Origin of the sequence: Actinoallomurus sp. NBC_01490, assembly GCF_036227085.1 — a bacterium.
Lineage (GTDB): Bacteria > Actinomycetota > Actinomycetes > Streptosporangiales > Streptosporangiaceae > Actinoallomurus > Actinoallomurus oryzae.
The window spans coordinates 10,207,943-10,232,070 of sequence record NZ_CP109433.1 but is presented as its reverse complement, the minus strand read 5'-3'; the positions used below and the strand labels follow the sequence as shown (position 1 = coordinate 10,232,070).

Below are 24,128 nucleotides of genomic sequence, written 5' to 3'. Positions count from 1 at the left end.
ACGGTGGGCTTGAAGCCGCCTCTGGAAATGGGGCGGTGACGAGCGTCGGGCCGCACGTTGCCTGTCTCTCATGGAGGTATCCCATGGCTCCCACCACGGGTATCAACCCGACCACCGGCCAAGCCATCGATCTTGGGAAGGCCACCCAGGCGGCCACCCGGTTGGACCACGCCCACGACATCATCAACGGTCTCAAGGTCCGGCTGCAGGGGCACGCGGCCGAACTCGCCGCCAACTGGGACAGCAAGGCCTCGCGGTCGTTCCAGAGCGTCTTCGACGAGTTCAACCAGGATTTCCAGAAGCAGTTGCAGGCGCTCGCGGAGATGCACCAGAAGCTCATCCACACCAAGGCGCATTACGAGAGCAGCCGCGACCAGCAGACCGACATCGTCAACCGGGTGCACCAGCTGATCAACAACAACGTCAACCACGCTGGAACCGCTCAGTGACCCACCCCATCTGATCAGCACCATCCGCTGACGGATAAGACTGGAGGCTTGAAATGACCGCTGGCAGCGACGACTACACCAGTGTCAACTTCCATGGCATGCAGCAGGCTCAGGCCGACTTCGAGTTGATCTACCGAGGCGTGGCCGATGAGCTCGGCGACCTCGACAAGGATCTGAAGAAGCTGCTGGGCGACTGGATCGGTAACGCGAACAACGAGTACGGCCAGACGATGCTCAAGTGGCAACGGGCGGTCGACGACATGGCCAACACGCTCAACGCCCTGGGCATCACGATTCGTGACGTTCACTCGAACTACTCGGAGGCGGAGCTGGCCAACGCGAGGCTCTGGCAGGGCGCCTGACAGGAATATCGGCCTCGGCTGCTGGACAGTCGAGGTCGACTTCTGGTTTGAGGCCCGACGGTCCGCCGGTCATACCGTGGGCATCTTCGGGGTGCGGGGACGAGAGTCGCGGGCGACAATGCTTCAGGAGTACCGGAACCCCGGATGCCTTGCCGCCGTCGAATGGTGCAGTGGAGCTTCCGGCTCCGCCGACGTGGGACAGGGGCTGAAGGGAGGCCGCGGATCGGCCCCGGCCACCTCGGGTGGCTCGGTGCCGAACTCCGCCACAAGGCCGGTGCCGGCAGGCCGTGCGACCATCTGCCGGTCGATGGCGGCACGCTTTCGTTTCTGTCGGATGAGACCCGCGACCGGGCGGGGGTGAGATGGTTGTGGTTTCGGCACTACGGTCGATGAGAGGTTTGCTCGCCGCTGCGGCGGCGCTCGCGCTGACGGCGTTGTCGGCCTCGCCGGCCGGTGCCGTCACGCCCAGGCCTCGTGCCGACGAATGGTGGTTCGCCCCGTGGGCCATCAGCGACATCTGGAAGGTCACGCGCGGTGCCGGTGTGACGGTCGCCGTGCTGGACTCGGGAGTGAACGCCCGCCTTCCCGAGCTCGCCGGGGCGGTGCTCCCCGGTGGCGACACCACAGGTCAAAATACCGACGGCCGTACCGACTTCGACAAGAAGAACGACGGCCACGGTACGGCGATGTCCGCCTTGATCGTCGGACAGGGCGGGGGGCGCTCCGGTTTCGCCGGCGTGGCTCCGGAGGCCAAACTGCTGCCGATCCGTGTGTCGCACAGCGCGGGACCCATCGACTCCGAGCAGGTCTTCTCCGCTGGCATCCGGTACGCGACCGACCATGGCGCCAAGGTGATCAACATCTCGCTCGCCGCGGACGCGGACCAGGAGATCGACGAGTGCCCCACCCTCGTGAAGAGGGCGATCGCCGACGCCATCCAGCATGACGTGGTCATCGTGGCGGCGGCCGGTGACGAGGGCGACGCCGCGAACGCCCCGGAGTATCCGGCGTCGTGCCCGGGCGTGCTCGCGGTCGGCGCCATCGACAAGTACGCAGAGCCGTGGAAGAGCACGCAGCGCCAGAGCTATGTGACGGTCGCCGCGCCCGGCGTGCACGTCGGCTGGGTCGGGCAGAGCGGGAAGTACTACCCGAACGGCTGGGGCAGCAGTCAGGCGTCGGCGTTGACCGCCGGCGGAGTGGCCCTGATCCGTTCGGCCAACCCGCGGATGTCCGCTCGCGAGGTCGTCCAGCGCATCACCGCGACGGCCAAGGATGTCGGCGACCCCGGCAGGGACAGCGCGACGGGTTACGGGGTCATCCGGATCTACCACGCGATGATGAAGAACGAGTATCCGGTTGCGGCGAGCGAGCCGAACCCGGTCTTTGAGCGTTTCGACGCGTGGCAGGCTCGCAACGGCGGACGGCCGACGGCCGCTCCGACGCCACCGGCGGCGAGCGGGAAACAGGCCGGAGCGGGCCGGGCGGGGCGGATCGCCATCGTGGCGGTCCTGGCGTTCGTCTGCGTCCTCCTGGTCTCGTACTTCAGGTCGAGCCATCGGAAGGAAGCCGAGCGCCGGCGTTCGCAGTCGTCATCGGGTGACCCGGTCACCGACGCGCAGACCTCTCACCCGCCCACCGCGCCGACCGGTGATCCGTCACCTCACGTCGGCCGACCACAGTTCCTTCCGCCGGACGAGACGAACGGGCGGTGAGGCCGCTGATGGACGAATACAAGAGGAATCCTGATAGCAACACCTCCCGTACGAGTCGGGACGGAGTCCTGGGAGTGAAGCGGTATGCCACACGTCGATAACAGCGGACCGAAGTACCCCTGGGGTAACGATGATTGGCCGGGCCTGCAACCCAAGGCTGGTCAGAACCAGAAGGACTGGAATAAGCAGGCCAACTATAACAAGGAAAAACTCGACACTATCCTGGGTAACCTCAGGAGCGCGCACGATGCGCTGCTGAAGGCGATCGACCACCTGCCCAAGGCGAAGGACGGGGGCGCCGGGATCGACGCCGCCAAGTTCGGGCCGCCGACCGGTCAGCGTCTCGCCGGTGACGCCCAGCAGGCAAGCGATCATCTGCGGAATGGCTTCACCGCGTTTCTCGGCGCCTGGGCCGACCTGATCACCAAGGTCGACCATACCGCGTCGAAGCACTACAGCACCGAAGACGACAACAAGCACCGGGTTCAGCAGACGAACGATTGGAAGTGACCCGGGATGACCACCGACAAGCCGAAGCTTCCCGGCTACAACGTCAGCGACGTCACCTCCGTCGATGCCAGCGGGGGAGAGTCGAAGTACGAGTCCTACTGGGCTTATCTGAAGTCTCAGGACGCGCCGGCCGACGATGTCACCATGCACGACGCCGTGCAGATCACCGGATTCGCGAACGCGGCCGACCCGAAGTACGTATCAGGGGTGGGGAAGAATTTCCTCGACTTCTACAACGCGCTCACCAATCTGCACTACAGCCAGACCCCGGGCAAAAGGCCGGGCCAGGGTCTGAACCTGACCGAGCTCATTATGGAGGTCGGGAGGGAACTGAACGAGGCCTGGAATGGTGGAGCGACGGCCGCTCCCGAGGCCCAGCGTCAGCTCACGCTTCTCTGGCAATCGGCCCACGATATTATGGAAACGGCTCAGCAGGCCGGATACGCCATCCAGGGGCATGGCGATCAAGTGCTGCCCAACTTCAAGAAGCAGTTCGACGACGATGCCCTGGACAAGGCCACCAGCGTCTACATCGAGGGCGATTGGAAGACGCAGAACCGCGACAAGTACCCCGCGCTGGCGGGTGCCAACCACACCAAACAGGATGAGCTCGACCTCGGGCAGGCTCAGCAGGCGGCCATGAAGGTGTTCCGCGATGACTGGGCGCAAAAGAAGCTCAAGAGTCACAACACGGACGTGGCCACGTCCTACGACGGCCTGCCGTACATGCTGAACCTGTCGTTTCCGCCCGGCACGGAGGTTCCCAAGCCACCCGACAATCCGCCCAAGGACACGGGTGACCACGACCATCCGCAGGCGCCGCCCTCGACGCCTTACAACCCGAGCAACCCCGGCACGCCGAGTACGCCGCACATGCCGAGTACGCCGCACATGCCGAGCACGCCGAGCACGCCGAGTACGCCGCACATGCCGAGCACGCCGAACACGACCAACCCGAATGGTGTGAACACCCCGGTTGGAACTGATCTGTCCGGTATCAAGACTCCGACTCTGCCCAACACGAGCGGCACGAACCTGAACACTCCGCCGACCGTCGGCGACGGCGGCGGGACAAGCCTCACCAACCCCAACCTGGGACCTGGGCCGACCACCGGGCTGGGCAACCCCTTCACGCCGTACACACCCGGTTCGATCAAGACTCCGGGCCTCGGTGGCGGCGGCCTCGGCAAGACCGGGACGGGCGCCACGACGCCGGGCAACTCCATCGGCTCACGCGGGGCCGTCAACACCGCCGCCGCCGCGGCCGAGGAGGCGGCCGCGAACACGGCGGCGACGAGCGCCGCGGCCCGTGGCAGCGGCTACATGCCGATGATGCCGCCGATGATGGGCGGCCAGCAGGGGCAGGACAAGGACCGCGAGCGCAGCGCCTGGTTGACCGAGGACGAGGATCTCTGGGGTTCGGACGACGACGTGGCTCCGCCGCTCATCGGCTGACCGATATCGCGATGTCGGGCAGGGCGAGTGACGTTCGCCCTGCCCCTTTGCTTCTCCGAAGGCACTGGCGCTGATCCTCGCTCCGAGGCGACCGTTGAACGGCAGGTCATCGAGCGACCTCGTGCCCGATGGCGGCGGGACGGGACGCCGTAGTCCTTCGGCCGGCCGGATCCGCGGAATCCGGGTGGCCACTGGCGGTCAGACGGGAAAGACGTCGGCCGTTCGCGCCCTTCGTGCGGCGGTTATCGGGAGAATGACGCTGCATGTACCGCGTGACCGTGTCGGCGTACGATGCGCGGTGAGGCGGGTTATCAGGGGAACCGACCGTGATGACCGGCGGTCCGATTGGCACGTTGGTGAGCCTCCAGGCTGGACGCTCCCGTTCTCAGGAGATTGGTGAGGCAGATGCCGCTCGCATATGTACACGGCGTTTACTATGCGACGAGCAGGCTCGTCATCTACCTGATCATCTTCGCCGTCGTGGCCACCATCGGCGCGATCGCGCGCCGGTCCCGGCGCAAGAACATGAACCAGTACGGTCAGGTGCCGGGCCAGCAGTGGCAGCAGCAGGCGCCGCCGCCCGGTTACGCCGCGTGGAACAACCAGCAACAGGGCTATCCCCAGCAGGGATACGCCCAGCAGCAGGGATACGCCCAGCAGGGATATCCGCAGCAGGGATACCCGCAGCAGCCCGGGTACGGCGGCCAGCAGGCGCCGCAGGGATACCAGCAGCCGCAGGGCCAGGTGCCTCCGAACTACAATCAGCCTCCTCAGCAGCAGGGATACCAGCAGCCGCCGTGGTGAGGGGTAGCGGGATGGTTGTTACCATTTGTCGCGATATGTCCGGTAATGCCACTCCTGGTCACTCGACAACGCCTCTAGTCGGTTGAAACCACACCCCACTTCACGCGAAGCTTTCTACGCTGTGCCCCTAGTGAAGCCGACGAAGTACGGGACGTGGTCGATGTGACAGCCCGCGAAGCCCGGTTACTGCAACCGGGCCGCGTCTACGTCGGCTGGCGCTATGCCCAGGTCCACGACGACCCCGGGCCTCCACCGAAACGCCCGACTCCTCCCGAGTCGGAGAAGGTCGACCACGAGTGGCTGGCCTCGCAGCGGCAGAAGGAGAACCTCTTCAACCGGCCGCTGCGGATGGTCGGCTTCGCCACGGGAGTGGGAGCGCTCCTGTTCATCGTGGCCGGGCTCACCGGCACGCTCCCGTGGGCGTTCTCCATCGCGGGCCTCGTGGCCTGCGCGGCGGTCGCGGCGATCACCGGCTACTCCATGTGGCAGAGCGAAAAGGCGCTGCGCGCGCGGCTGGCCGAGGAGCACGAGCGGTACGAGCGCCGGGAGGAAGAGCGGCGCCGCCGCCTGGAGGCGGCGCACGCCGCGCACGCCCGCGCGTACCAGGAATGGCAGCACCGGCGCGAGGCCTTCGAGTCGCAGCACGAGTGGTACGCCGTCACCGTGCCGCAGGGCGTGGGCCGCGTGGACGTCGCCGGCGGCACGCTCTCCGGGTGGTCGGCGATGGTCACCATGATGGGCGCGGCGCGGCTCGCCAGCGGCTCGCAGGTGACCGTCCTGGACCTGTCGGAGGGCGCGGTCGCCAAGGAGCTGATCGAGCTCGGACACGACCAGGCCGAGCGGCCGCTCGTCTGGGTGCTGCCGGGCGACCTTCCGCAACTGGACCTGACGCACGGCCTCGGCCCGGAAGAGCTCGCCGACGTGCTCTCCCTCGTGGTGAGCGTGAGCGAAGAACAGTCCAGCACCCGCGACCTGTCCTTCGACAACGCGATCCTCGAACGGGTGCTGAGCGTGTTCGGCGGCCGGGCCCCGATCCCGCGCATCACCGCGGCCCTGCGCGCCCTCGCCCAGGTGGGCGATCCGCGCGACGACCTGCGGAGCGGGCTCATCACCGACGAGGAGCTCGCGAAGATCACCACGATGTTCGGGCGCGGCGCCGCCGACCGCGTCGTCATCGAACGCGCCTGGGCCCTGGAGTCGCAGCTGCGCAAGCTGGAGAAGCTCGGATCCAACCCGACGCTGCTCCCGCCGAGCCGGCTGCGCGTCATCACCACCGACCGCCGCGCCGGTGTGCTCACCAACCGGGTGCTGGGCACGTACGTCGCCGCCGCGCTGACCCACGTGCTCCGCGCCTCCAAGCAGGGCGAGCCGTGGGCGCACACGCTGATCCTGTGCGGCGCGGAGAAGCTGCGCGGCGACGTGCTGGACCGCCTCATCGACTCGTGTGAGGCGACCTCGACCGGCCTGGTGCTGATGTACCGGTCGATCCCGCCGCACGTGAAGGAGCGGCTCGGCCGCGGCGACGCCGCCGTGGGGTTCATGCGGCTCGGCAACGCCGAGGACGCCCGCGTCGCCGCCGAGCAGATCGGCCCCGACAAGCTCCTCGAGATCGCCGAACTCACCGACAAGATGAGCGAGGCGGTCGCGGCCGACGCCGAGAGCGGCGCGTACGTGAGCACGGTCGGCCGCTCCATGCCGACGGTGTTCGAGGACACCGGCACCTCGGAGGACGAGCTTCCCGAGGGCATCGGCCGCGCGACCGCGTGGGGCCAGAACACCTCCCGGGCGGCCGACGCCGGCAAGGGCTCGCGCGAGCTGGCGGTCGAACCCCACGAGCTCCAGCAACTGCCGCCGACCGCCATGGTCTTCACGCACCCCGACCCGTCGGGCCGCCGCATCATCCTCGTGGACGCCAACCCGGGCATCATGACGCTGCCGACCGCCAACATCCAGGAGTACGAAGAGGCCACCGGCCCGACCCGTGCCCGCCACGCCAAACCGGATATCACGCCACCGGACGGCTCCCCGCGCACCACCCCGAACCTCGGCCCGCCCCCGGAGCGCCTGGACTTCCGCAAGAAGAAGCGCTGACGCGGCGACAGCGGGTGCCCGCCGTCGCCGGCGGGCACCCGGACCGTCGGTCGCCTCTACGCGGGCAGCCGGTCGAGCACCTCACGCAGCATTCGGCCCTGCTCGCTGAGCATCTGCTTGTGCTCCTTGAGCATCTGCCCATGCTCGGCCTGGGTGCGGCGAACGCCGCCGACCTCAAGCACCAGCCCGCCGAGAATGTCGGCCTGCCGGAGGAACTGGGTGTGGTGTTCGGCGTGGGTCATGCCGATCGCGTTGAGGACGTTCCGTTGCTGCCCGGCGGCGACGCGGAGGTCGGCCAGCTCCTTGTCGAGCGTCCCGAACAGGTCGGTCACGTGCTGAGCCTGCTGCCTCCACTCGCGGAGGCTCGCGGTTTCCTCCTCCACGGCGGTCAGGCGCCGGCGGACGTCGTCCAGTTCGCTGATCAAAAGAGATCCTTTCGGTCGGTGTCGGGGATGGTGAGGACCGCGCGGCGGACTCACCCGATGAGGGCGCCGTTGCCGTCGGGGGAGGGTGGTGCCGGGCGGACAGCGAGAACGTTAGCCCCCGTAAATGCGGAGCGCAATCGGTTCATCACAGAAAGTTAAGGACCGGTAATGCGGAGCCGTGGGTCGGCGACGTGGGAGGTTTCGCTCCGGTGGGCCCCGGTTCGGGCTTTCTCTGGCACGAACGGGCGCGGAGCGGTAAACCTGCATGCGTGGCAGGGGTTGCTGGGGGACTTCAGGGGCCGTGGTACCGCGTTCAGGCGATTCTGTCGCCGGCGCGTGGTGCATCCGCCGAGTGGGATTTCGTGACGGTGTTGCCCGCGGTCCTGTCCGCGGCGCAGAGCGGCCGGCCGTTCGTCGTCGGATGGATGTCGCGCGGAGGCGGCGCGCCGCTCGAACTCATCACCAACGCCGGGCCGCTCACCCCGTCCGCCGAACCGCAGCAGGGCCTCCTCTTCCCCAACGGCGCGCGCGGGGTGGAGATCGGTGACGCCTGGCTCACCGACGCCGCCGCGATGACCTGGAGCCGCTGTCCCGCGCGGCTGGCGCCGCCGCTCATGTCCACGCGGGCGGACGGCGGGCCCAGCCTCTTCGAGTCCACGCTGGTCACTCTCATGGGCCGGCCGTTCGGCTGGCTGGTCATCGCCGAGCAGTGCGGCGAGCAGGTGCTCAAGGACGAGGTCACCGACCTGCAGTACGAGCTGCAGGTGCGGCGCCGCGGCGACGACGAGCTCGCGGTCGAGCGCCTCGAACGCCGGATGGCCGAGCTGGAGGCCTTCCAGGAGGCCGGCCTGTGGCGGGTGCGCGTGCTGGCCGGCGCCGAGTCCGCGCGGGAGCTGGACCAGATCGCGCCCGTCCTCGTCGGATCGGTCGAGATGAGCCACCATCCGTACCGCCTGCGGTCGGGGGAGCGCGCCGTCCGCTTCCACGAGGCCGTGCACGTCGACACGCAGGACCAGGACCTGCGCTCGCCGTTCGTCGCGACCGCGGGCGCGCTGGCCGCCCTCGCCGGGCTGCCGCGCCGTGAGGTGCCCGGCCTGCGGGTGCTGGACGCCGGCTACTTCGACGTGACCTCCGAGGTGGCCGGTGCCGCCGAGGAGAGCCTCGCGCTCGGCGCGGTCCTCGACGGGCAGGACCGCCAGGTCGGCACGTTCACCGCGCCCCTGCAGACACTGAACCGGCACGTCTTCGTCACCGGCTCGACCGGGGCGGGCAAGTCCCAGACCGTACGCCACCTGCTCGAACAGCTCACCGAGGCGGGCATCCCGTGGCTCGCCATCGAGCCGGCCAAGTCGGAGTACGCCACGATGGCGGGCCGGATCGGCGCGCCCGTCACCGTGGTGAACCCCTCCGACCCGGACGCGGTGCCCCTGTCCGTGAACCCTCTAGCGCCCGCGCCGGGCTATCCCGTGCAGGCGCACATCGACATGGTCCGCGCGCTGTTCCAGGCCGCCTTCGACGCCGAGGAGCCGTTTCCCCAGATCATGTCCCAGGCCCTGCAGCGGGTGTACGAGGCCAACGGCTGGGACGTCGTCACCGGGCGTGGCCGCCCGGGCTCGGCGATCGAGCCCGCCGTGCCGACCCTCGAACAGCTGCAGAAGGCCGCCCTCCAGGTGATCGGCGACGTCGGGTACGGCAACGAGCTGATGGCCGACGTCAAGGGCTTCGTCGACGTACGCCTGCGGTCGCTGCGCATCGGCTCGGCCGGCCGGTTCTTCGAGGGCGGGCACCCCGCCGACATCGAGGGCCTGCTCGGCAAGAACGTCGTGCTCGCCATCGAGGACGTCGCCAACGACGAGGACAAGGCGTTCCTCATGGGCACGCTGATCATCCGGATCGTCGAGCACCTGCGGCTGCGCGCCCGCCGCGAGAGCGGCACCCGCGACCTCGAGCACGTCATCGTGATCGAGGAGGCGCACCGGCTGCTGCGCAACCGCGGCGAGGGCAGCGCCGGCGCGCACGCGGTCGAGCTGTTCGCGGGCATGCTCGCCGAGATCCGGGCGTACGGCGAGGGCATCGTCGTGGCCGAGCAGATCCCCACCAAGCTCGTCCCCGACGTCATCAAGAACACCGCGCTGAAGGTCGTGCACCGGCTGCCCGCGCACGACGACCGCCGGCTCGTGGGCGCCGCGATGAATCTCGACGAGGACCAGTCGCGCGAGGTCGTGTCACTGCCGCCGGGCGTGGCGGCGGTCTTCGCGGACGGCATGGACCGCCCGCTGCGGATCCGCGTACCGCTCGGGCGCGACCGCGAGCGCGCCCTGCCCGGGCCGGTGCCGCCGCTCGACGGGCGCCGGTCCGCCGCCTGCGGCGGCGAGTGCCGCCACGGCCGTGCCTGCACGCTGTACGAGCTGCGGGAGGCGGACCTGCTCGCCTCCGCGGCCGAGTGGGCGTGGCTGCGGGTCTGGGCGGACACCCTCGTGCTGTCCCACCTCGTCGACCGCCCGATGCCGCGGGTGCCGGACGAGCTCGCCCGGTCCTGGGCGGACCGGCCCGTACGGCTCCGCGAGTGCCTGCTCGCCACCGTGCTCGACCGCGCCGTCGGGCGGCGGTCCGGCGCGCTGCGCGCGGCGTACGCGCCCGAGGAGCTCACCGAACGCGTGGCGGGCGTCGCCGAGCGGCTCCTGGACGGCGTGCGGCCGGAAGCGTCACCCGGACCCGCCTGGGTGATCCCGCAGCTGCGGTGGCTGCACGAGATGAGCCGGCTCTTCCCGCGCGGCCCCGGCGTCCCGGACAAGCACGATCCGATCCCGCCGATGGACTACGAGCTGCCCGGCCTGAAAGAGCCGCCGGAGCCGCTGTTCGGCCACCGCGTGCGTGCGCTGCGGCGCCACCCGCTGTCGATGGCGCTGGCGTCGAACCGGCCTACCGTGCGCACGGCCGTCCTCGGCGACGACGACCACGCGAGCGTCGTGGCCGACCTCGCCGTGGTGGGCATCGGGGTGGAGCCGCCCGAGCGGATCGCGTACGCCGCCGAACGGATGCGGGTGGCCTGGCTGGAGGACGTGCTCGACTGGCCCGACCGGTTCACCGCCGCCTTCGAGGACCCGGCCCTGCCGTTCTTCGGCGCCTGACGCTTTTCGTCGGTGGCACCGGGCAGAGTGCGAGGGTGTGTTCAGGAAGTCACTCGCCGCCGGATGCCTGCTGGCCACGGGCTGCGGCCCGGGCCCGCCGGGGCGGCTCCAGCAGCGGGCGGCGACGACGACGGCGGTCGTGGCCCGCGTGGTCGACGGTGACACGCTGATCCTGCGCGGGCAGGGCCGGGCGCGGCTCATCGGAGTGGACGCGCCGGAGACGTGGCGGCGGCACGACTGCTTCGGCCCGGAGGCGAAACGGGCGCTGCGCCGCCTGACCCCGCCCGGCGGGGCCGTACGCGTCGCCGGCGACGTCCGGCCGCGCGACCGGTACGGACGGCGGCTGCTCTACGTGTGGACGCCCCGGGGTGTCTTCGTCAACGCCGCGCTCGTACGGGCCGGGTTCGCGCGCGCCCTCGCCGTGCCACCGGACACCGGGCGCGCGGCCGTCCTGCGCGACGCCGAGGAGGCGGCCCGGCGCGGGCACGCCGGAATGTGGCGTCCCGCTCCGGCCGGGTGCGTCACCGGCGGATGAGCCGCCCGCGCCGGCGGTCGGCCGATCACCCCGGGGCCGGGGGCGGTTCGCGGAGCGTTCAGGGCTGGGAGCCTCGCAGCAGTATCCGCTTGGCGGCGGTGAACTCCTCGTCGGTGAGCACCCCATCGCGGTGCAGGTCACCGAGCTCACGCAACCTGCGCAGGAGCGCGTCGGGATCCTCGCCGCGCCCGGCATCGGGGGCGGCCTCCACCCCGGCCGGTGCGTCAGGGGCGGGCGGGGGAGCGCCGAAGGGGTGCGGCAGGCGGGCGACGACCGCGGCGGCGATCAGCAGCGTCGTCCCGCCCAACTCCCGCATTCCCCACGTCAGGCAGTGCGGATCGTGTTTGGGCTGGGGGTTCGCGGTCGCGCCCCTGAGCCGGAAGCGAAGATGCCCGTTCTCAAAGCCGGCGAGGGGTTTCCACTCCACCGCGGCCAGGTCCTCCAGCAAGAGGTGCTGAGGCCCGGCCGACTTCTTGCTCTCTTCCGTCCAGCCGTTCCACTCCAGGCGTACCCGAGTGCCGTCGAAGCTCACGGTGCCGTCGCCGGCCGATGCCGTCAGCGGCACGCGCGGCCCCGGCAGGAGGTACCGGTCGCTGGGACCGTCCGGCACCTGCTCGATCAGCAGGGCGTTGCGCACCTCGTCGGCGAAGTACTCGGCGACGCCGGTGCGATCGGTGCTCATGGCGAGCTGGTAGGGGTCGGCCGCATCGGGAAGTTGCCCGCGCGCCGCCTGGCCGAACGGGTCGGCGCCATCGCGCAGCCGCAGCCGTAGCCGGCCGCCCTTGCGGCCCGACTCGTGAGCGATACCCGCGACCGCGAGCAGGGGTACTGCGATCTCGCCCACGGCCTGCCGCAGCTTGTGCACGCCTCGGTCGTGTCCCGGCACGATCCGCACGCATTCGCCGTCGAACGTCCACGTGCCGTCCCGCGCGATGACCTCAGCCATGACGCGTGTGGGCCGGGAGGCGCCCATCCCGGGCGATGGTCGCCACGCCGGTCCGGTGGCCGCTGTCGCGCGGCGCGAGCGCGATGAAGCGTGGTTCGGTCATGTCCGCGACACTATCCGCCGGGCGAGGGACGTCAGTGGACGTCAGTAGACGAGCGCCTGCACGCCCTCGGTGGTGATCTCTTCGACGAACGTCGGCGCGCCGGCGATGCGGACGCCAGGCAGCACCTCGTCGTCGGTGATGTCGCGCCGTGCGGCGCACTGGGTGCAGACCGTGACCTGGGCGGCGGAGAGCAGGATGTCGAGCAGGTCCTCCAGCGGAGTCGCGTGCGGGAGCTCGAACTCCTTGGCCCGGCCGGGCAGGGCGAACCACGACGACTCCCCGGTCAGCCAGAGAGACACCTTCACTCCGCTCGCCACGGCGGCCGCCGCGACCGTAAAGGCCTGGTTGCATCGTTCGGGTGCCTCTGCGCCCGCTGTCACCTTGATCACGAGTGATCGTGCCATATCCGGCAGACTAGTCCTGTCCGGTGGGGACCTGCATCGGCGAGGGCCGCGTGATGATGAACGGCTGCATCGCGGGCTTGCCGATCACCAGGTCACCGAGCTCCGTACGCGCCTGGCCGACGACGTACAGCGGATCGTCGACGGCGACGACGTGCTCTTCGACGAGGAAGCCGAGGGTGCGGTCGCGGTGCCGGGGGCGCAGCCGGTCGCCGAGCAGCGCGGCGATGCGGGCGGCGAGCGCGCCGCTCGGGTTGTCCTCGAACTCGGAGAACACCGGGTCGCCGAGCTCCAGGGCGGCCCCGCGCGGATCCACGCGTACGGCGGCGGTGTCGCCGGTCACGTGCAGGGGCCCGCTGAACTGCTGGGCGACCCGGGCGTCGCGGATGACGTCGGTCGGGCCGAACGGGCCGGGCCGCCACGCCCGGTAGCGCTCGTACACCGTCACGGAGTACCAGGCGCAGGGGCGGCCGGACAGCGGTGCGGTGACCGGGCCGCCGGGCCCCGCCGTGACGCGCCCGTTGATCTCGCGGAGGCCCGCGGTGTCACCGGTGATCGGCGCGGCCTTGTGGATCGCCCGCCGCCGGCGTGCCGTGCCGACCTTCTTCGACACCACGCCGGCACTCGCCTCGAGTCCGGCGGACAGCAAAGTCATGAGCGCGTACAACCGTTGTCCTCCTCGACCATAGGAAGATCAGACGTGACGCCGACCGGATCGGTTTCAGTTCACCGGTGAAGTCCTGATCGCGGATTTGATCAGGCTATCGCGTGCAAACCCGACTACGCTGGCCGTACATGGAGCCTGAGCTGCACCCCGACCTCGAGCCCCTGAAGTTCCTCCTCGGAGACTGGGAGGGCGCGGGAGTCGGCGGTTACCCCACCATCGAGAGCTTCCGTTTCGGACAGGAGATCTCGTTCCGGCATATCGGCAAGCCGTATCTGATCTACACGAGCCGCACGTGGCGCCTTGACGACGAGGGCGAACTCGGTGAGCCGCTGGCGCAGGAGAGCGGTTACTGGCGCGCCCACTCAGGCGGACGGGTCGAGCTGGTGCTCGCGCACCCGACCGGCATCGCCGAGATCTACATCGGCGAGGCGATCAGCACGCGGGTCGATCTGCGCACCGACGTCGTCGCCCGCACGGAGACCGCCAAGGAATACACCGCGGGCCACCGCCTGTACGGCCTCATCGGCGAGGACCTCGGCTACGCCTACGACATGGCGGCGGAGGGCCAGGGCCTGCAGTCCCACCTGAGCGCCCAGCTCAAGCGCGTCGCCTAGGGAGCGGTCGGTGTCGTGTGAGGGGCCCCCTCGACCCGGCTCTGGCGGGCTGAGAGGCCCCCTCACACGACACCGGCATTAGACGTAGACGACCCCCGGGCTGTTCCTGCCGGAGCAGGGGTCGACAGGACTGGGTCGACCGGCCACGGGGGTCGGGTGTCTGCCTGGTTTTCGCCGGCCGCGTCCTCGGCCGGTTGCCTACCTCCTGTGAGGAGGCGAAGGCGGGACGGCGACTAGCGGACAGCCACCTCACGAGTCCTCGTACTATGCATAAGTTTCGGACCACCTCCTTTCCCGCTTATCCCGCACGCTAGATCAGCGCACGCACCGAAGCAAGTGGGTTTTCCCTCCATACCGGTACCGAGCGGCGGCATAGACTCGATCCGTGACGGAACTCTGGCACAAGGAGCTGCGAGCGCGGGGCTACCGCGTGACGCCCCAGCGCCAGCTCGTGCTGGAGGCGGTGACGGCGCTGAGCCACGCGACTCCAGAGGAGATCTGCGCCGAGGTGCAGCGCACGGCACGCGGGGTGAACATCTCCACCATCTACCGCACGCTCGAACTGCTCGAACAGCTCGACCTGGTCAAGCACACCCATCTGGGGCACAAGCCGCCGACGTACCATCTCGCCGCCGAGGCCGAGCACGTCCACCTCGTGTGCCGCGGCTGCGAGGCCGTCTACGACGTGGATCCCTCCGTGGCGGACGGTCTGGTCGAGCGCCTGGAGGACGACTTCGGCTTCGAGACCGACGTGCAACACCTCACGGTCTACGGGCGCTGCCGCGACTGCCGCAAGACGTAGTCTTTCGGGTATGGAAAGCCCGCTGCTGAGCACCCCCGGGGCCGTACCGGCCGATTCCCCCGACGCGCAGGTCGCGGCGCACTACGGCGAACCCTCCGCCGAGCAACGGGCGCTCGCGACGGGCGCGGCCGTGGTCGACCGGAGCAACCGCGGCGTCGTACGCGTGGCCGGCGCCGACCGGCTGCGGTTCCTGCACAGCCTCACCAGCCAGCACCTCGAGTCGCTGGCTCCGCACACGCCCACCGAGGCGCTCCTGCTCAGCCCGCACGGGCACGTGGAGCACCACATGGCCCTCGTCGACGACGGCGAGGCGGTCTGGGCGCACGTCGAGCCCGGCACGGCCGGGGCGCTCGCGGAGTTCCTCGACCGCATGCGGTTCCTGATGCGCGTCGAGGTCACCGACGAGACCGCCTCGTACGCCGTCGTCACGCTCGCCGGCGTCGCGCCGCCCGAGGACGCGCTCCGCACGACCGACGGGCTGATCGTGCCGCGCGACACGCTCGACCGCGACTGGCACGCGCGCCTCGCCGGCCTGTGGGCGCACGAGGCGCTGCGGATCGCCGCGCACCGCCCGCGGTTCGGCCTGGACACCGACCACCGCACCATCCCGCACGAGGCCGGCTGGATCGACGTCGCCGTGCACCTCGACAAGGGCTGCTACCGGGGCCAGGAGACGGTCGCGCGGGTGCAGAACCTCGGCCGTCCGCCGCGCCGCCTGGTCTTCCTCCACCTCGACGGGAGCGTCGACCACCTGCCCGCGCACGGCGACCCGATCGAGTTCGGCGGGCGCACCGTCGGGTTCGTGGGCTCCGCCGCCCGGCACTACGAGCTCGGGCCGGTCGCACTCGGCATGGTGAAGCGGAACACCCCGGTCGAGGAGACGCTGCTCGCCGGAGGCGTGGCGGCGTCACAGGAGATCATCGTGTCCCCGGATACCGGATCTACCGTCAAGATTGACCTTCGTCGCCGATAATGCCGATAAACCACAGCAGAACAAGATCATAACGGGCGGCGCTCATGGGAAGGTTCTTCTCGTCGGATGGTGCACCGGAGGGTGCGCCGGAGACCTCGGCGAGGAAAGGGAACATGGGGCGACGGCGGCGTCGGTGGCGGGAGCCCGTGTACGTCTGGTGGGTGGCGATCGCGGCATTACTGATCGCCTCTGTGCTGCTGAGCGCGTGGCGGCTCGCGCTCCTGGCTCTGCTGATGTGGTGCGTGTACGAGTTCGCGCTCAACCCCACCGTGTGCCGGGTGATGACGCGGCAGGGGTTCGTCTGCCACGAGCCGGTGCGCGGCAGGCTGTTCGCCTGCTCGGCCGCGCACCAGCGGATGAAGAACGACGCGATCTGGCGTGCCGCCGGCCTGCCCAACCCCTTCGCCCGCGCCACCTCCCAGGACCCGAACCGCGACACCGGGGTCGTGGTCTACTCGCCCGACGTACGCGCGCGGCTGGCGCAGAACGACCGGATCATCCTGACGATCGCGGGGGTCGCCAGCCTGGTGACCATCCTCACCGCTGTGGTCGGCATCGTGAGTCTCTGACCGGCATCCGGCGCGGAGCGTCGGATGCCGGTCAGATCTGGCTTTTTCGTTAGAAAGGTTACTGACCGGGAAGGCTCGCTAGATCTCCAGGATGAGGGTGATCGGGCCGTCGTTGGTCAGCGTGACCTTCATGTCGGCGCCGAACCGGCCGGTCTCGACGTGTGCGCCCAGGCGCCGCAGGGCCGCGACGACCTCGTCGACGAGCGGCTCGGCGACCGGTCCGGGCGCGGCGGCGAGCCAGGACGGCCGGCGGCCCTTGCGCGTGTCGCCGTACAGGGTGAACTGGCTGATCACGAGGAGCGGCGCGCCCAGGTCGGAGCAGGACGCCTCGGCCTGCGGCCCGTCGAAGACGCGCAGGCCCCAGAGCTTGGCGGCGAGCTTGGCCGCGTGCGCGGGCGTGTCGTCGTGGGTCACGCCGACGAGGACCATGAGGCCCGGCTCGTCGATCGCCCCGACGACCTCGCCGCCGACCGAGACGCTCGCCCGGCTCACCCTCTGCACCACCGCTCGCACGGACCGCATTCTGCCTCATCCGCGCCCAACGCGATAATTACGAAGATTTTCTCGCCAACTCGGGTGTTGGCTTGAAATCATGTTGTCCATGGTCAGCACACTGATAACTGTTGCGCCCACCGGCGCCGAGGCCGACAAGGTCGCCGCGCCGGCGCTCCCGGTGACGCTCGACGAGCTGGTCCAGACGGCGAAGGAGTGCGAGGAGGCCGGTGCGGCCGTCATCCACGTCCACATCCGCGACGCGGAGGCCCGGCCGACGCTCGACCCGTCGCGGCTCCGCGACACGGTGACCGCCCTGCGGGAGAGCACCGGTCTGATCGTGCAGCTGTCCACCGGCGGGGCGGTCACCGACCCGTACGAGCACCGGCTGAAGGTCCTCGACGCCATGCCGGACGCCTGCTCGCTCACCTGCGGCACCGTCAACTTCGGCGACGACGTGTTCATGAACCCCTGGCCCTTCATGGCCGAGCTGTACCAGCTCACGCAGGCCAAGGAGGTCGTGCCGGAGTTCGAGCTGTTCGACCTCGGTCACGTCGCCGCGCTGCACCGCCTGCTCGACACCTACGGCGCGCCGTACGGCGGCCACATCCACTGCGACCTCGTCATGGGAGTGCCGGGCGGCATGCCGGGGGACGCCAGGTCCCTGGTGGCCGCGGTCGCGGCACTGCCCGAGGGCGCCACGTGGTCGGCGACGGGCATCGGCCGTACGACCCTTCCGGTGATGTACGCGGCCCTGTCGGCCGGAGGTCATCTGCGGGTCGGTATGGAGGACACGCTGACGTACGCGAAGGGACAGCCGGTGACGTCCAACGCCCAGCTCGTCGACCGTGCGGTGACTCTGACGAAGATCGCTCAGCGGACGCCGATGCCGCCGGCGGAGGCGCGGTCGTTCCTTGGCGTCAAGGAATCGTGACGTTGGTGACATAGCGCATCATTTGCGTCAAACGACAAAAAACTTGAAATCAGTCGCATAGCGAACACTCCGGGCGAGTCGGTGACCACTCTGTGTAGGGTCGTCCGGACCATGGTCAACAACGAAGAGGCTCCGCCGGAGAAGCTGGGACCTTACCGTCGGCTCACCCGGCTCGGGTCCGGCGGTATGGGAGTGGTCTATCGCGCGGTCGATCCGGCCGGCCGGGATGTCGCGATCAAGGTGCTCAGGCCGGCACTGGCGACCGACCCGACGGCGCGGCAGCGACTCGCGCGAGAGATCGACACGATGAGGCGGGTGCGCAGCCCGCACGTGGCCGATGTCATCGATGGTGACGTGACCGCCGTCCGCCCCTTCGTGGTGACGCGCTTCATCGAGGGCCGGCAGCTCGACAAGGTGGTCGCCGAGGACGGGCCGTTGCGTGGGGACGCGCTGCGACGACTCGCGCTGGGCCTGGCGAGGGCCCTGGTGGCGATCCACCAGGCCGGCGTCGTCCACCGCGACCTCAAACCGAGCAACACGATGATGGTCGAGGGCGAACCGGTCGTCATCGACTTCGGGATCGCACAGTCCCCTGATTCCGCACGGCTCACCCAGACCGGCATGGTCACCGGCACCCCCGCGTACATGGCGCCGGAGGTCTTCGACGACACGCCGCCGTCGCCCGCCACGGACGTGCACGCATGGGCGGTCACCGTCGCCTTCGCCGCCACCGGCCGCCCGCCCTACGGGACCGGCGGTTTCCAGTCCGTCATCCGCAACGTCGTGGAGGGCAGGGCGAACCTGGAAGGAGTTCCCCCGCAGCTGCTGCCCCTGCTGCGTCCGGCGCTGAACCGGGACCCGGCGCGGCGGCCGAGCGCCGCGGCGCTGGTCGCGGCGGTCGCCGCTCTGGGCGACGGCGCGGCCTTCGCGGCGGAGCATGCCATGGAGCCGTACGGGAACACTGCGACGCCACCCGAGGGGCCCCCGCAGCGGTCCGCTCCGACGCGTCCGTCCACGCTCCCAGAGCAGCGGTATGTCCCGACGGGTCCAGCGCGGCCTGCCTCCAGGCGGCCGCCCGACGCATCGGAGCGACGCTCCACCGGCCCCCGCGATCCCCACCTATCGTCCCCGTCGCCCCCGGGGCGTACGCACGGCGCGCGATCCCGGCGGAAGTGGCCGCTGGCCGTGGTCGGAGTAGCGCTGGTGGCCGGCTTCGTCGCGTGCGGCGTCGCGCTCCAGGGCGTCGTCACGCACGGGACCGCGACCGCACACGACGTCCCCTCGTCGGCACCTTCGTTCGAAGCGTCGAGCCGGCCATCAGTGCCGGGTGAGGCGGTACCGCGGAGTCCGGCCGATCGTCATGACGGAGCATCGTCGCCGAGCGTGCCATCGCATCGGAGGACACGGCACACACCGGCCACGACGTCGACGTCCCGGAGGCCACGGCCGCACCCCAGCACGACCCGGCCGACGTCGTCCGAGTCCGCCCGGGTCGTCACGCCGGGGGCGTTCTGCTCGCCGGAAGGTGCGACGGGGGTCACGAGTGCGGGAACGCCGATGGAATGCGTTCGCAAGGAGGGTGAGGACCAGGCACGGTGGCGCCAGGCCGCGTGAAGCCTCCGCGGATCGGCGCCGTCGTCCCCGGCCCGTTGGGCGGATAGGCTGATGTTCGCTCGAATATCGCCCTGCTGCGGCGAATGCCCAGCTCACCCGGCGCTCTGGGGTGAGTTCAGCAGGCGAAGCCCGGCCGTCACGAGTCACCGCCGGGCTCGCAACGCTCTTAAGGGGGAAGATGAATCCGGTCCTCGTCGAGGTGGAACGTTCCGGTTTCGTGGAGTCGCGGCATCGCGGCTCCGCCATCGCCCTGGACGCCGACGGCTCCCCAGCGCTGAGCCTCGGTGGTCCGGACGAACCGGTCTTCCCCCGGTCGGCGAACAAGCCGCTGCAGGCGGTCGCGATGGTGCGGCACGGCCTCGGGCTGGAGAACGAACTCCTCGCGCTCGCGGCGGCCAGCCATTCGGGTGAGGACTTCCACGTCGAGGGCGCGCAGAAGATCCTCGCCGGGGCGGGCCTGACGGCCGACGCGTTGCGCTGCCCGGCGCAGTGGCCGCTCGACATCGAGCTCGCCGTCGTACGGGAGAAGTCGCGGCTGCGGATGAACTGCTCGGGCAAGCACGCGGCGATGCTCGCGACCTGTGTGGTCAACGGCTGGCCCACCGGGTCGTACCTGTCGCCGGAGCATCCGTTGCAGGTCGCGGTGCGCGAGACGGTCGAGGAGCTGACCGGCGAGCAGGTCGTCGCCACGGGCGTGGACGGCTGCGGGGCGCCGCTGTTCGCGATCGGCCTGACCGGGCTGTCCCGCGCGTTCCGCGCGCTGGTCCTCGCCGATCCCGGCACGCCGGAACGGCGGGTCGCGGACGCGATGCGGGCGTACCCGGAGTGGACCTCGGGCACCGACCGGGAGGAACGCCGCCTCATGGACGCGGTGCCGGGCCTGCTGGTCAAGTGCGGCGCGGAGGGCATCGACGCGTTCGCTCTCGCGGACGGCCGCGCGGGCGCCGTCAAGATCGACGACGGCGCGATGCGCGCCCGTACGCCGGCCACGGTGGCGACACTGCGGGCGCTGGGCGTGGACGGCGCGCTCGGCGAGCTGTCCACTCTGCCGGTGCACGGCGGCGATTCGGTGGTCGGCGAAATCCGCGCGGTCGGCTTTCAGCACGCGGAATCTTGACCGCCGGCACTTTGTCAAGGTGATCCGGGCGCCGTGAGAACCGGCGCCCGGTCCGAGGGAATCAACCGCCCGATTCGTGCGGCAGGGCCGAGGGTTGTTCGCCTTTCACACCCCGTGGAATTTCCGCCGGCCCTTGTCCCCGGTTTCGCCGAATCCGTGACCGCCCCGGGTCAGTACCGGTGGTGGTAATGACGGTGGTGGTGGTGCCGGTGGTGACGGTGGTGGCGACGGTGACGCCGGTGGTGGCGGCGGTGGCGGTGGCGGCGCCGGTGGTGGTCCGAGGCGACCGTACGCGCGCTGGTCGAGGTCGTCTGCTGAACGCCGGCCGGGACCAGGCCTGCGGTCACGGCGGGTGCGACCGAGGCGGTTTCCTCCATGGCGTACGCAGGCGTGCTCGCGATCAGGGCGCCGGCTGCCGCTATGGTGACGAGGCCGGCGGCGGCACTGAACTTCTTTCGCACATCGTCTCCTTGGTTGCCGGGAATTGGCACGAGACACATCGACTATCGGCGCTCTCGTGGTCCTCTACAGTTCCAGTATCCCGGCGTACCATCCAGGTCACACAATGCGCAGGTAAGCTCATCATAAAGCCGGATATTTCCGGACTATGACTGCTTAGTCAGGACAGAGTTCTGAACTGCCGCGAGGCCGAGATGGCCCCGGACGTCGCCAGCGTGAAGCTCCGCATCGACTCCGCGAAGTTGGACAGGTCCCACTCGGCCGGGCCCTCGTACCAGTAGAGGTTGTCGGCCCGCTCGCCCTCGCCGCCGATGTCGGCGACGGTTCCCGCCCAGCGGGCCACCGAGTCGAACACCACCGCGTAGGGCAGGTAGCGCGAGAACATCGCCACCCGGTCGCCCGACGGCGCGTCCGTCGTCTCGCCGCGGTACAGGTACGCGCGGAAACCCAGCGTGTGCGCCAGCACGGTCGCCCCGCGCGTGGTCTTGGCGGGCATGTACTGCCCGCCGATGGCCAGTGCCGCCCCCGCGATGACCAGCGCCAGGCCGATGAGCGCCAGGTTCGTGTACAGCGCCAGGGCGATCGTGCCGATGATGCCGAGACCCGCGAGGGTCGTGCCGGCGGTGGTCCAGCGGGTGCGCTCGGAGTCCGGCCGCCGCGCGAACCACCCCTGCCGGACGACGTCCTCGTACAGGGCGCCGCGCACCGCCGCGAGCTGGTCCGCGAACGTGCCGCCCAGCTCCGACAGCCGGACCACGTCGCGGCCGGCGAACAGCGCGTCGTAGAGCACCCGTTCGTAGGGCATCAGCTCGTCGGCCGGCCGGTTCAGCCGCCGCAGCTGCCAGTCGAGCCGGCCGTACGTCTCACGGGGCAACTCCTCGATCAGCAGGTAGTGCCGGACCGCGAGATCGATGATCGTGGCGGTGACGTCGATGACGTCGGCCTGCTCGTCGATGAGCGTGCCGATCTGCCCCGGCCGTACGCCGTCCGGCGGCGAGAACTCCCCGTGGTCGAGCGGCGCGTGGTCGCCCTCGGCCGCCTTCTTGCTGACGATGCGCGCGTCCCGGCCGCGGGTGGAGTACAGCAGGGCGACGCCGCCGAGCAGCAGCACGAGCAGGCCGACCAGGGCCGCGCCCGTGACGGTGTTGACCGTGAACGCCGTCGCCAGCGTGTGCCGCTGCTCGTACGCCGGCGTGCCGGACGTCGTGCCGGGCGGGTAGCCGATCACGATGGTCAGGTACTCGCCGGGCTGCAGGTTCTCCTGCCGGAACTCCGCCTGGACGTGCGAGTGGTTGGTGAAGAACTGTGTGCAGCCGACCGTGCTGTCCAGCTCGCCGGCGAAGCAGTTGAGGTCCTGTACGGCGGCGCCGCTCTCGACGGTCACCTGGGTCTGGGCCACGGGGACGTTCCAGCCGCCCGCCGCGACCCAGTCGAGCTGCTGGCGCCCCCGCAGCGGCGTCATCGCGCCGTGCACGGTGTAGGTCAGCGTGACGGTGCGCCGGCCCGGACCCCCGCCGCCCGACGGTGTGAGGACCGTACGGTCGCCGTCGACGGTCACCGTGCCGCCGTGGACGTCACCGAGGTCGAACCGCCGGTCGCGGCGGTCGTCGACGTGCTTGAGGCGGACGAAGGAGCGTTTCACCCCCGTGCCCTCGAACGTCACCGTCTCCTTGGCGTGCAGGACGCCGTCGGCCGTCGAGGTCAGCGTGACGTTGTCGGAGACGACCTGACCCGACGGGCCCGCGTACGCGGGAGCCGCGCAGGTGAGGAGCCCGCCGACGGCGGCGACGGCGGTGAGGAGCCGGATCCGTACCAGCATGGGCGCACAGCGTACCGGGGAACGCCCGGCCTAAACAGGGATGACCTGCGTGGGGAGGCCGTGATGCATTTTTTCCCTGCTATGCGATGATTCTGGTCGCGGTCGCCTCCTGCCCAGTACGGGACCGGGGCACGGCGGGGACGGCCGCGAGGAGGGACGGAAGCGAGTGGCAGATCCTCGTCGATCGCCTTCGCAGAGTGGCCCGGCGTCCTACGTGCCGTCCGCGCAGGCACCGGACTACGGTTACCGCCGGCCGGCCCGTCGGCCGAGACGCACGGCGACAGGCGTGGTCCTTGCCACTCTGGGGGGCGTCGCGGCGCTGTTCGTCGTCGCGGTCCTCGGGTACTCGCTGGCCGGCACCGGCTCGAAGGCGGGCGACAAGGGCGACGGCACCCGGCTGCGGTCGGGCAGCAGATCCGCCGCGCTCACCAGCCCGCTCTACGTCAGCGGCACCCTGCCCCGGGTCGAGTGCCGGCTACCCAAGATCGCCGAGCACGACGACGCGTCGATGCTGCGCTTCCTCGACACTCTGTCCGACTGCCTCGACCAGGTCTGGGAGCGGCAGTTCGCCAAGGCCGGGGTCCCGGGCTTCACCGCGCCGCAGCGCGTCTTCTGGAGCCTGCCGGGCAGCAGCCCGTGCGGTTCCTACCCCGCGCCCGGCGCGTCGGCGTTCTACTGCCCGGCCAACGACACGATGTACGTCGGCCTGAGCAACGTCGTGGACACCGCGGGCGGCGAGCCGGTGTCGCACTACGCGGTGTACGCGCGGGTCATCGCGCACGAGTACGGCCACCACGTCCAGGAGGACGCGGGGATCCTCGAGTACGGCCACGAACTCATGTCCGCGGGCGGCACCGACGCCCGCACCGAGGCGAGCCGGCGGATCGAACTCCAGGCGCAGTGCTTCGCGGGCGCCTTCCTGTCCGCCGAGCGCCGCACGCTGCCGATCACCCGCGCGCAGTACGAGGCGATGATCGCCGACAACCGTGCCCGCGGCGACGACGAGTCACGGCCCGACCTGCGCGACCATGGTACGGGGCGGCACTACGCCGGCTGGGTGGTCCGCGGCTATCGCCACGGCGTGCTGTCGGCGTGCAACACCTGGACGGCCTCGGCCGCCGACGTTTCGTGACCGGGGACCTTT

25 protein-coding genes are annotated in these 24,128 nt (G+C 70.3%); 17 read left to right on the top strand and 8 right to left on the bottom strand.

All coding sequences use genetic code 11. The features are described 5' to 3' along the window. Positions 1-83: 83 nt before the first annotated feature. From OG417_RS46980 to OG417_RS46950, 7 genes are all read left to right on the top strand, one after another. Positions 84-449, top strand: coding sequence for a WXG100 family type VII secretion target (locus tag OG417_RS46980; protein WP_329244005.1), 366 nt, complete (start codon positions 84-86; stop codon positions 447-449). A gap of 53 nt (positions 450-502) precedes the next feature. Beyond that, entirely contained in the window at positions 503-811 is a 309-nt protein-coding gene (locus OG417_RS46975; RefSeq protein ID WP_329244002.1) for a WXG100 family type VII secretion target, read from the top strand. 389 nt (positions 812-1,200) lie between these two features. Further along, a complete protein-coding gene (locus OG417_RS46970) occupies positions 1,201-2,523 on the top strand; it encodes a S8 family serine peptidase (protein ID WP_329243999.1) in 1,323 nt (440 codons plus the stop codon). A gap of 84 nt (positions 2,524-2,607) precedes the next feature. Continuing rightward, positions 2,608-3,033: a hypothetical protein gene (locus OG417_RS46965; RefSeq protein WP_329243997.1), complete on the top strand. Its 426-nt coding sequence runs from the start codon at positions 2,608-2,610 to the stop codon at positions 3,031-3,033. A gap of 6 nt (positions 3,034-3,039) precedes the next feature. Further along, positions 3,040-4,488, top strand: a complete 1,449-nt coding sequence (locus OG417_RS46960) for a hypothetical protein (protein WP_329243995.1) — start codon at positions 3,040-3,042, stop codon at positions 4,486-4,488. A 405-nt stretch (positions 4,489-4,893) separates the two neighbouring features. Further along, complete coding sequence (locus OG417_RS46955) at positions 4,894-5,292, top strand: hypothetical protein (protein ID WP_329243992.1); 399 nt, start codon at positions 4,894-4,896, stop codon at positions 5,290-5,292. A gap of 153 nt (positions 5,293-5,445) precedes the next feature. Continuing rightward, positions 5,446-7,383 carry a hypothetical protein gene (locus OG417_RS46950; protein ID WP_329243989.1) on the top strand — a complete coding sequence of 646 codons (1,938 nt, stop codon included), beginning with the start codon at positions 5,446-5,448 and terminating at the stop codon, positions 7,381-7,383. 56 nt (positions 7,384-7,439) lie between these two features. Here OG417_RS46950 and OG417_RS46945 read toward each other — a convergent pair whose 3' ends face one another. After that, entirely contained in the window at positions 7,440-7,808 is a 369-nt protein-coding gene (locus tag OG417_RS46945; RefSeq protein WP_329243986.1) for a hypothetical protein, read from the bottom strand. Between the two features lie 362 nt (positions 7,809-8,170). Between OG417_RS46945 and OG417_RS46940 the strand changes: the two genes are divergently transcribed. Together OG417_RS46940 and OG417_RS46935 are read left to right on the top strand one after the other, a co-directional pair. After that, positions 8,171-10,939 (top strand): ATP-binding protein, encoded by a 2,769-nt coding sequence (locus OG417_RS46940; RefSeq protein ID WP_329243984.1) that lies wholly within the window; start codon positions 8,171-8,173, stop codon positions 10,937-10,939. 37 nt (positions 10,940-10,976) lie between these two features. Next, the gene (locus OG417_RS46935; RefSeq protein WP_329243981.1) at positions 10,977-11,474 is read left to right on the top strand and encodes a thermonuclease family protein; all 498 of its coding nucleotides are present in this window, start codon (positions 10,977-10,979) and stop codon (positions 11,472-11,474) included. 58 nt (positions 11,475-11,532) lie between these two features. On the opposite strand, the gene OG417_RS46930 is transcribed toward OG417_RS46935, so the two are convergent. The 3 genes from OG417_RS46930 to OG417_RS46920 all read right to left on the bottom strand — a co-directional run bounded on the left by OG417_RS46930 (position 11,533) and on the right by OG417_RS46920 (position 13,591). Continuing rightward, a complete protein-coding gene (locus tag OG417_RS46930; protein WP_329243979.1) occupies positions 11,533-12,420 on the bottom strand; it encodes a DUF4429 domain-containing protein in 888 nt (295 codons plus the stop codon). Between the two features lie 144 nt (positions 12,421-12,564). Beyond that, positions 12,565-12,927 (bottom strand): DsrE family protein, encoded by a 363-nt coding sequence (locus OG417_RS46925; RefSeq protein WP_329243977.1) that lies wholly within the window; start codon positions 12,925-12,927, stop codon positions 12,565-12,567. Positions 12,928-12,937: 10 nt separating this feature from the next. Beyond that, positions 12,938-13,591, bottom strand: a complete 654-nt coding sequence (locus tag OG417_RS46920) for a GIDE domain-containing protein (RefSeq protein ID WP_329243975.1) — start codon at positions 13,589-13,591, stop codon at positions 12,938-12,940. 128 nt (positions 13,592-13,719) lie between these two features. On the opposite strand from OG417_RS46920, the gene OG417_RS46915 reads away from it, so the two are divergent. From OG417_RS46915 to ygfZ, 3 genes are all read left to right on the top strand, one after another. Continuing rightward, entirely contained in the window at positions 13,720-14,205 is a 486-nt protein-coding gene (locus OG417_RS46915; RefSeq protein WP_329243972.1) for an FABP family protein, read from the top strand. A 385-nt stretch (positions 14,206-14,590) separates the two neighbouring features. Then, the gene (locus OG417_RS46910) at positions 14,591-15,007 is read left to right on the top strand and encodes a Fur family transcriptional regulator (protein WP_329243969.1); all 417 of its coding nucleotides are present in this window, start codon (positions 14,591-14,593) and stop codon (positions 15,005-15,007) included. Between the two features lie 10 nt (positions 15,008-15,017). Then, entirely contained in the window at positions 15,018-15,980 is a 963-nt protein-coding gene (gene ygfZ / locus OG417_RS46905; RefSeq protein WP_329243966.1) for a CAF17-like 4Fe-4S cluster assembly/insertion protein YgfZ, read from the top strand. Here the strand turns inward: ygfZ and OG417_RS46900 are convergent. Further along, positions 15,955-16,095 (bottom strand): hypothetical protein, encoded by a 141-nt coding sequence (locus OG417_RS46900; RefSeq protein WP_329243963.1) that lies wholly within the window; start codon positions 16,093-16,095, stop codon positions 15,955-15,957. The two genes, ygfZ and OG417_RS46900, sit on opposite strands and share 26 nt — an antisense overlap. On the opposite strand from OG417_RS46900, the gene OG417_RS46895 reads away from it, so the two are divergent. Next, positions 16,094-16,549, top strand: coding sequence for a hypothetical protein (locus tag OG417_RS46895; RefSeq protein WP_329243960.1), 456 nt, complete (start codon positions 16,094-16,096; stop codon positions 16,547-16,549). The two genes, OG417_RS46900 and OG417_RS46895, sit on opposite strands and share 2 nt — an antisense overlap. Positions 16,550-16,627: 78 nt before the next feature. On the opposite strand, the gene dtd is transcribed toward OG417_RS46895, so the two are convergent. Then, positions 16,628-17,062 carry a D-aminoacyl-tRNA deacylase gene (gene dtd / locus OG417_RS46890; protein ID WP_329263048.1) on the bottom strand — a complete coding sequence of 145 codons (435 nt, stop codon included), beginning with the start codon at positions 17,060-17,062 and terminating at the stop codon, positions 16,628-16,630. 88 nt (positions 17,063-17,150) lie between these two features. Here dtd and OG417_RS46885 point away from each other — a divergent pair, with 88 nt between their 5' ends. The 3 genes from OG417_RS46885 (at position 17,151) to OG417_RS46875 (ending at position 20,706) form a co-directional block, all read left to right on the top strand. After that, positions 17,151-17,975, top strand: a complete 825-nt coding sequence (locus tag OG417_RS46885) for a 3-keto-5-aminohexanoate cleavage protein (RefSeq protein ID WP_329243957.1) — start codon at positions 17,151-17,153, stop codon at positions 17,973-17,975. A gap of 111 nt (positions 17,976-18,086) precedes the next feature. Further along, positions 18,087-19,589, top strand: coding sequence for a protein kinase domain-containing protein (locus OG417_RS46880; RefSeq protein WP_329243955.1), 1,503 nt, complete (start codon positions 18,087-18,089; stop codon positions 19,587-19,589). 178 nt (positions 19,590-19,767) lie between these two features. Further along, positions 19,768-20,706, top strand: a complete 939-nt coding sequence (locus OG417_RS46875) for an asparaginase (RefSeq protein ID WP_329243952.1) — start codon at positions 19,768-19,770, stop codon at positions 20,704-20,706. A gap of 170 nt (positions 20,707-20,876) precedes the next feature. Here OG417_RS46875 and OG417_RS46870 read toward each other — a convergent pair whose 3' ends face one another. Together OG417_RS46870 and OG417_RS46865 are read right to left on the bottom strand one after the other, a co-directional pair. Further along, positions 20,877-21,167: a hypothetical protein gene (locus OG417_RS46870; RefSeq protein ID WP_329243949.1), complete on the bottom strand. Its 291-nt coding sequence runs from the start codon at positions 21,165-21,167 to the stop codon at positions 20,877-20,879. A gap of 158 nt (positions 21,168-21,325) precedes the next feature. Further along, entirely contained in the window at positions 21,326-22,984 is a 1,659-nt protein-coding gene (locus tag OG417_RS46865) for a DUF2207 domain-containing protein (RefSeq protein WP_329243947.1), read from the bottom strand. A 286-nt stretch (positions 22,985-23,270) separates the two neighbouring features. On the opposite strand from OG417_RS46865, the gene OG417_RS46860 reads away from it, so the two are divergent. Further along, complete coding sequence (locus tag OG417_RS46860) at positions 23,271-24,116, top strand: neutral zinc metallopeptidase (protein WP_329243944.1); 846 nt, start codon at positions 23,271-23,273, stop codon at positions 24,114-24,116. Positions 24,117-24,128 lie beyond the last annotated feature (12 nt).

Bases quoted from the DNA above. Each gene is read 5' to 3' on its own strand.
- OG417_RS46875 (WP_329243952.1), top strand. From the start codon at position 19,768: ATGAATCCGGTCCTCGTCGAGGTGGAACGTTCCGGTTTCGTGGAGTCG.
- OG417_RS46925 (WP_329243977.1), bottom strand. From the start codon at position 12,927: ATGGCACGATCACTCGTGATCAAGGTGACAGCGGGCGCAGAGGCACCC.
- OG417_RS46900 (WP_329243963.1), bottom strand. From the start codon at position 16,095: ATGTTCCCTTTCCTCGCCGAGGTCTCCGGCGCACCCTCCGGTGCACCA.
- ygfZ (WP_329243966.1), top strand. From the start codon at position 15,018: ATGGAAAGCCCGCTGCTGAGCACCCCCGGGGCCGTACCGGCCGATTCC.
- OG417_RS46865 (WP_329243947.1), bottom strand. From the start codon at position 22,984: ATGCTGGTACGGATCCGGCTCCTCACCGCCGTCGCCGCCGTCGGCGGG.
- OG417_RS46980 (WP_329244005.1), top strand. From the start codon at position 84: ATGGCTCCCACCACGGGTATCAACCCGACCACCGGCCAAGCCATCGAT.
- OG417_RS46885 (WP_329243957.1), top strand. From the start codon at position 17,151: ATGGTCAGCACACTGATAACTGTTGCGCCCACCGGCGCCGAGGCCGAC.
- OG417_RS46880 (WP_329243955.1), top strand. From the start codon at position 18,087: ATGGTCAACAACGAAGAGGCTCCGCCGGAGAAGCTGGGACCTTACCGT.
- OG417_RS46895 (WP_329243960.1), top strand. From the start codon at position 16,094: ATGGGGCGACGGCGGCGTCGGTGGCGGGAGCCCGTGTACGTCTGGTGG.
- OG417_RS46975 (WP_329244002.1), top strand. From the start codon at position 503: ATGACCGCTGGCAGCGACGACTACACCAGTGTCAACTTCCATGGCATG.
- OG417_RS46965 (WP_329243997.1), top strand. From the start codon at position 2,608: ATGCCACACGTCGATAACAGCGGACCGAAGTACCCCTGGGGTAACGAT.
- OG417_RS46930 (WP_329243979.1), bottom strand. From the start codon at position 12,420: ATGGCTGAGGTCATCGCGCGGGACGGCACGTGGACGTTCGACGGCGAA.
- OG417_RS46955 (WP_329243992.1), top strand. From the start codon at position 4,894: ATGCCGCTCGCATATGTACACGGCGTTTACTATGCGACGAGCAGGCTC.
- OG417_RS46960 (WP_329243995.1), top strand. From the start codon at position 3,040: ATGACCACCGACAAGCCGAAGCTTCCCGGCTACAACGTCAGCGACGTC.
- OG417_RS46970 (WP_329243999.1), top strand. From the start codon at position 1,201: ATGAGAGGTTTGCTCGCCGCTGCGGCGGCGCTCGCGCTGACGGCGTTG.
- OG417_RS46915 (WP_329243972.1), top strand. From the start codon at position 13,720: ATGGAGCCTGAGCTGCACCCCGACCTCGAGCCCCTGAAGTTCCTCCTC.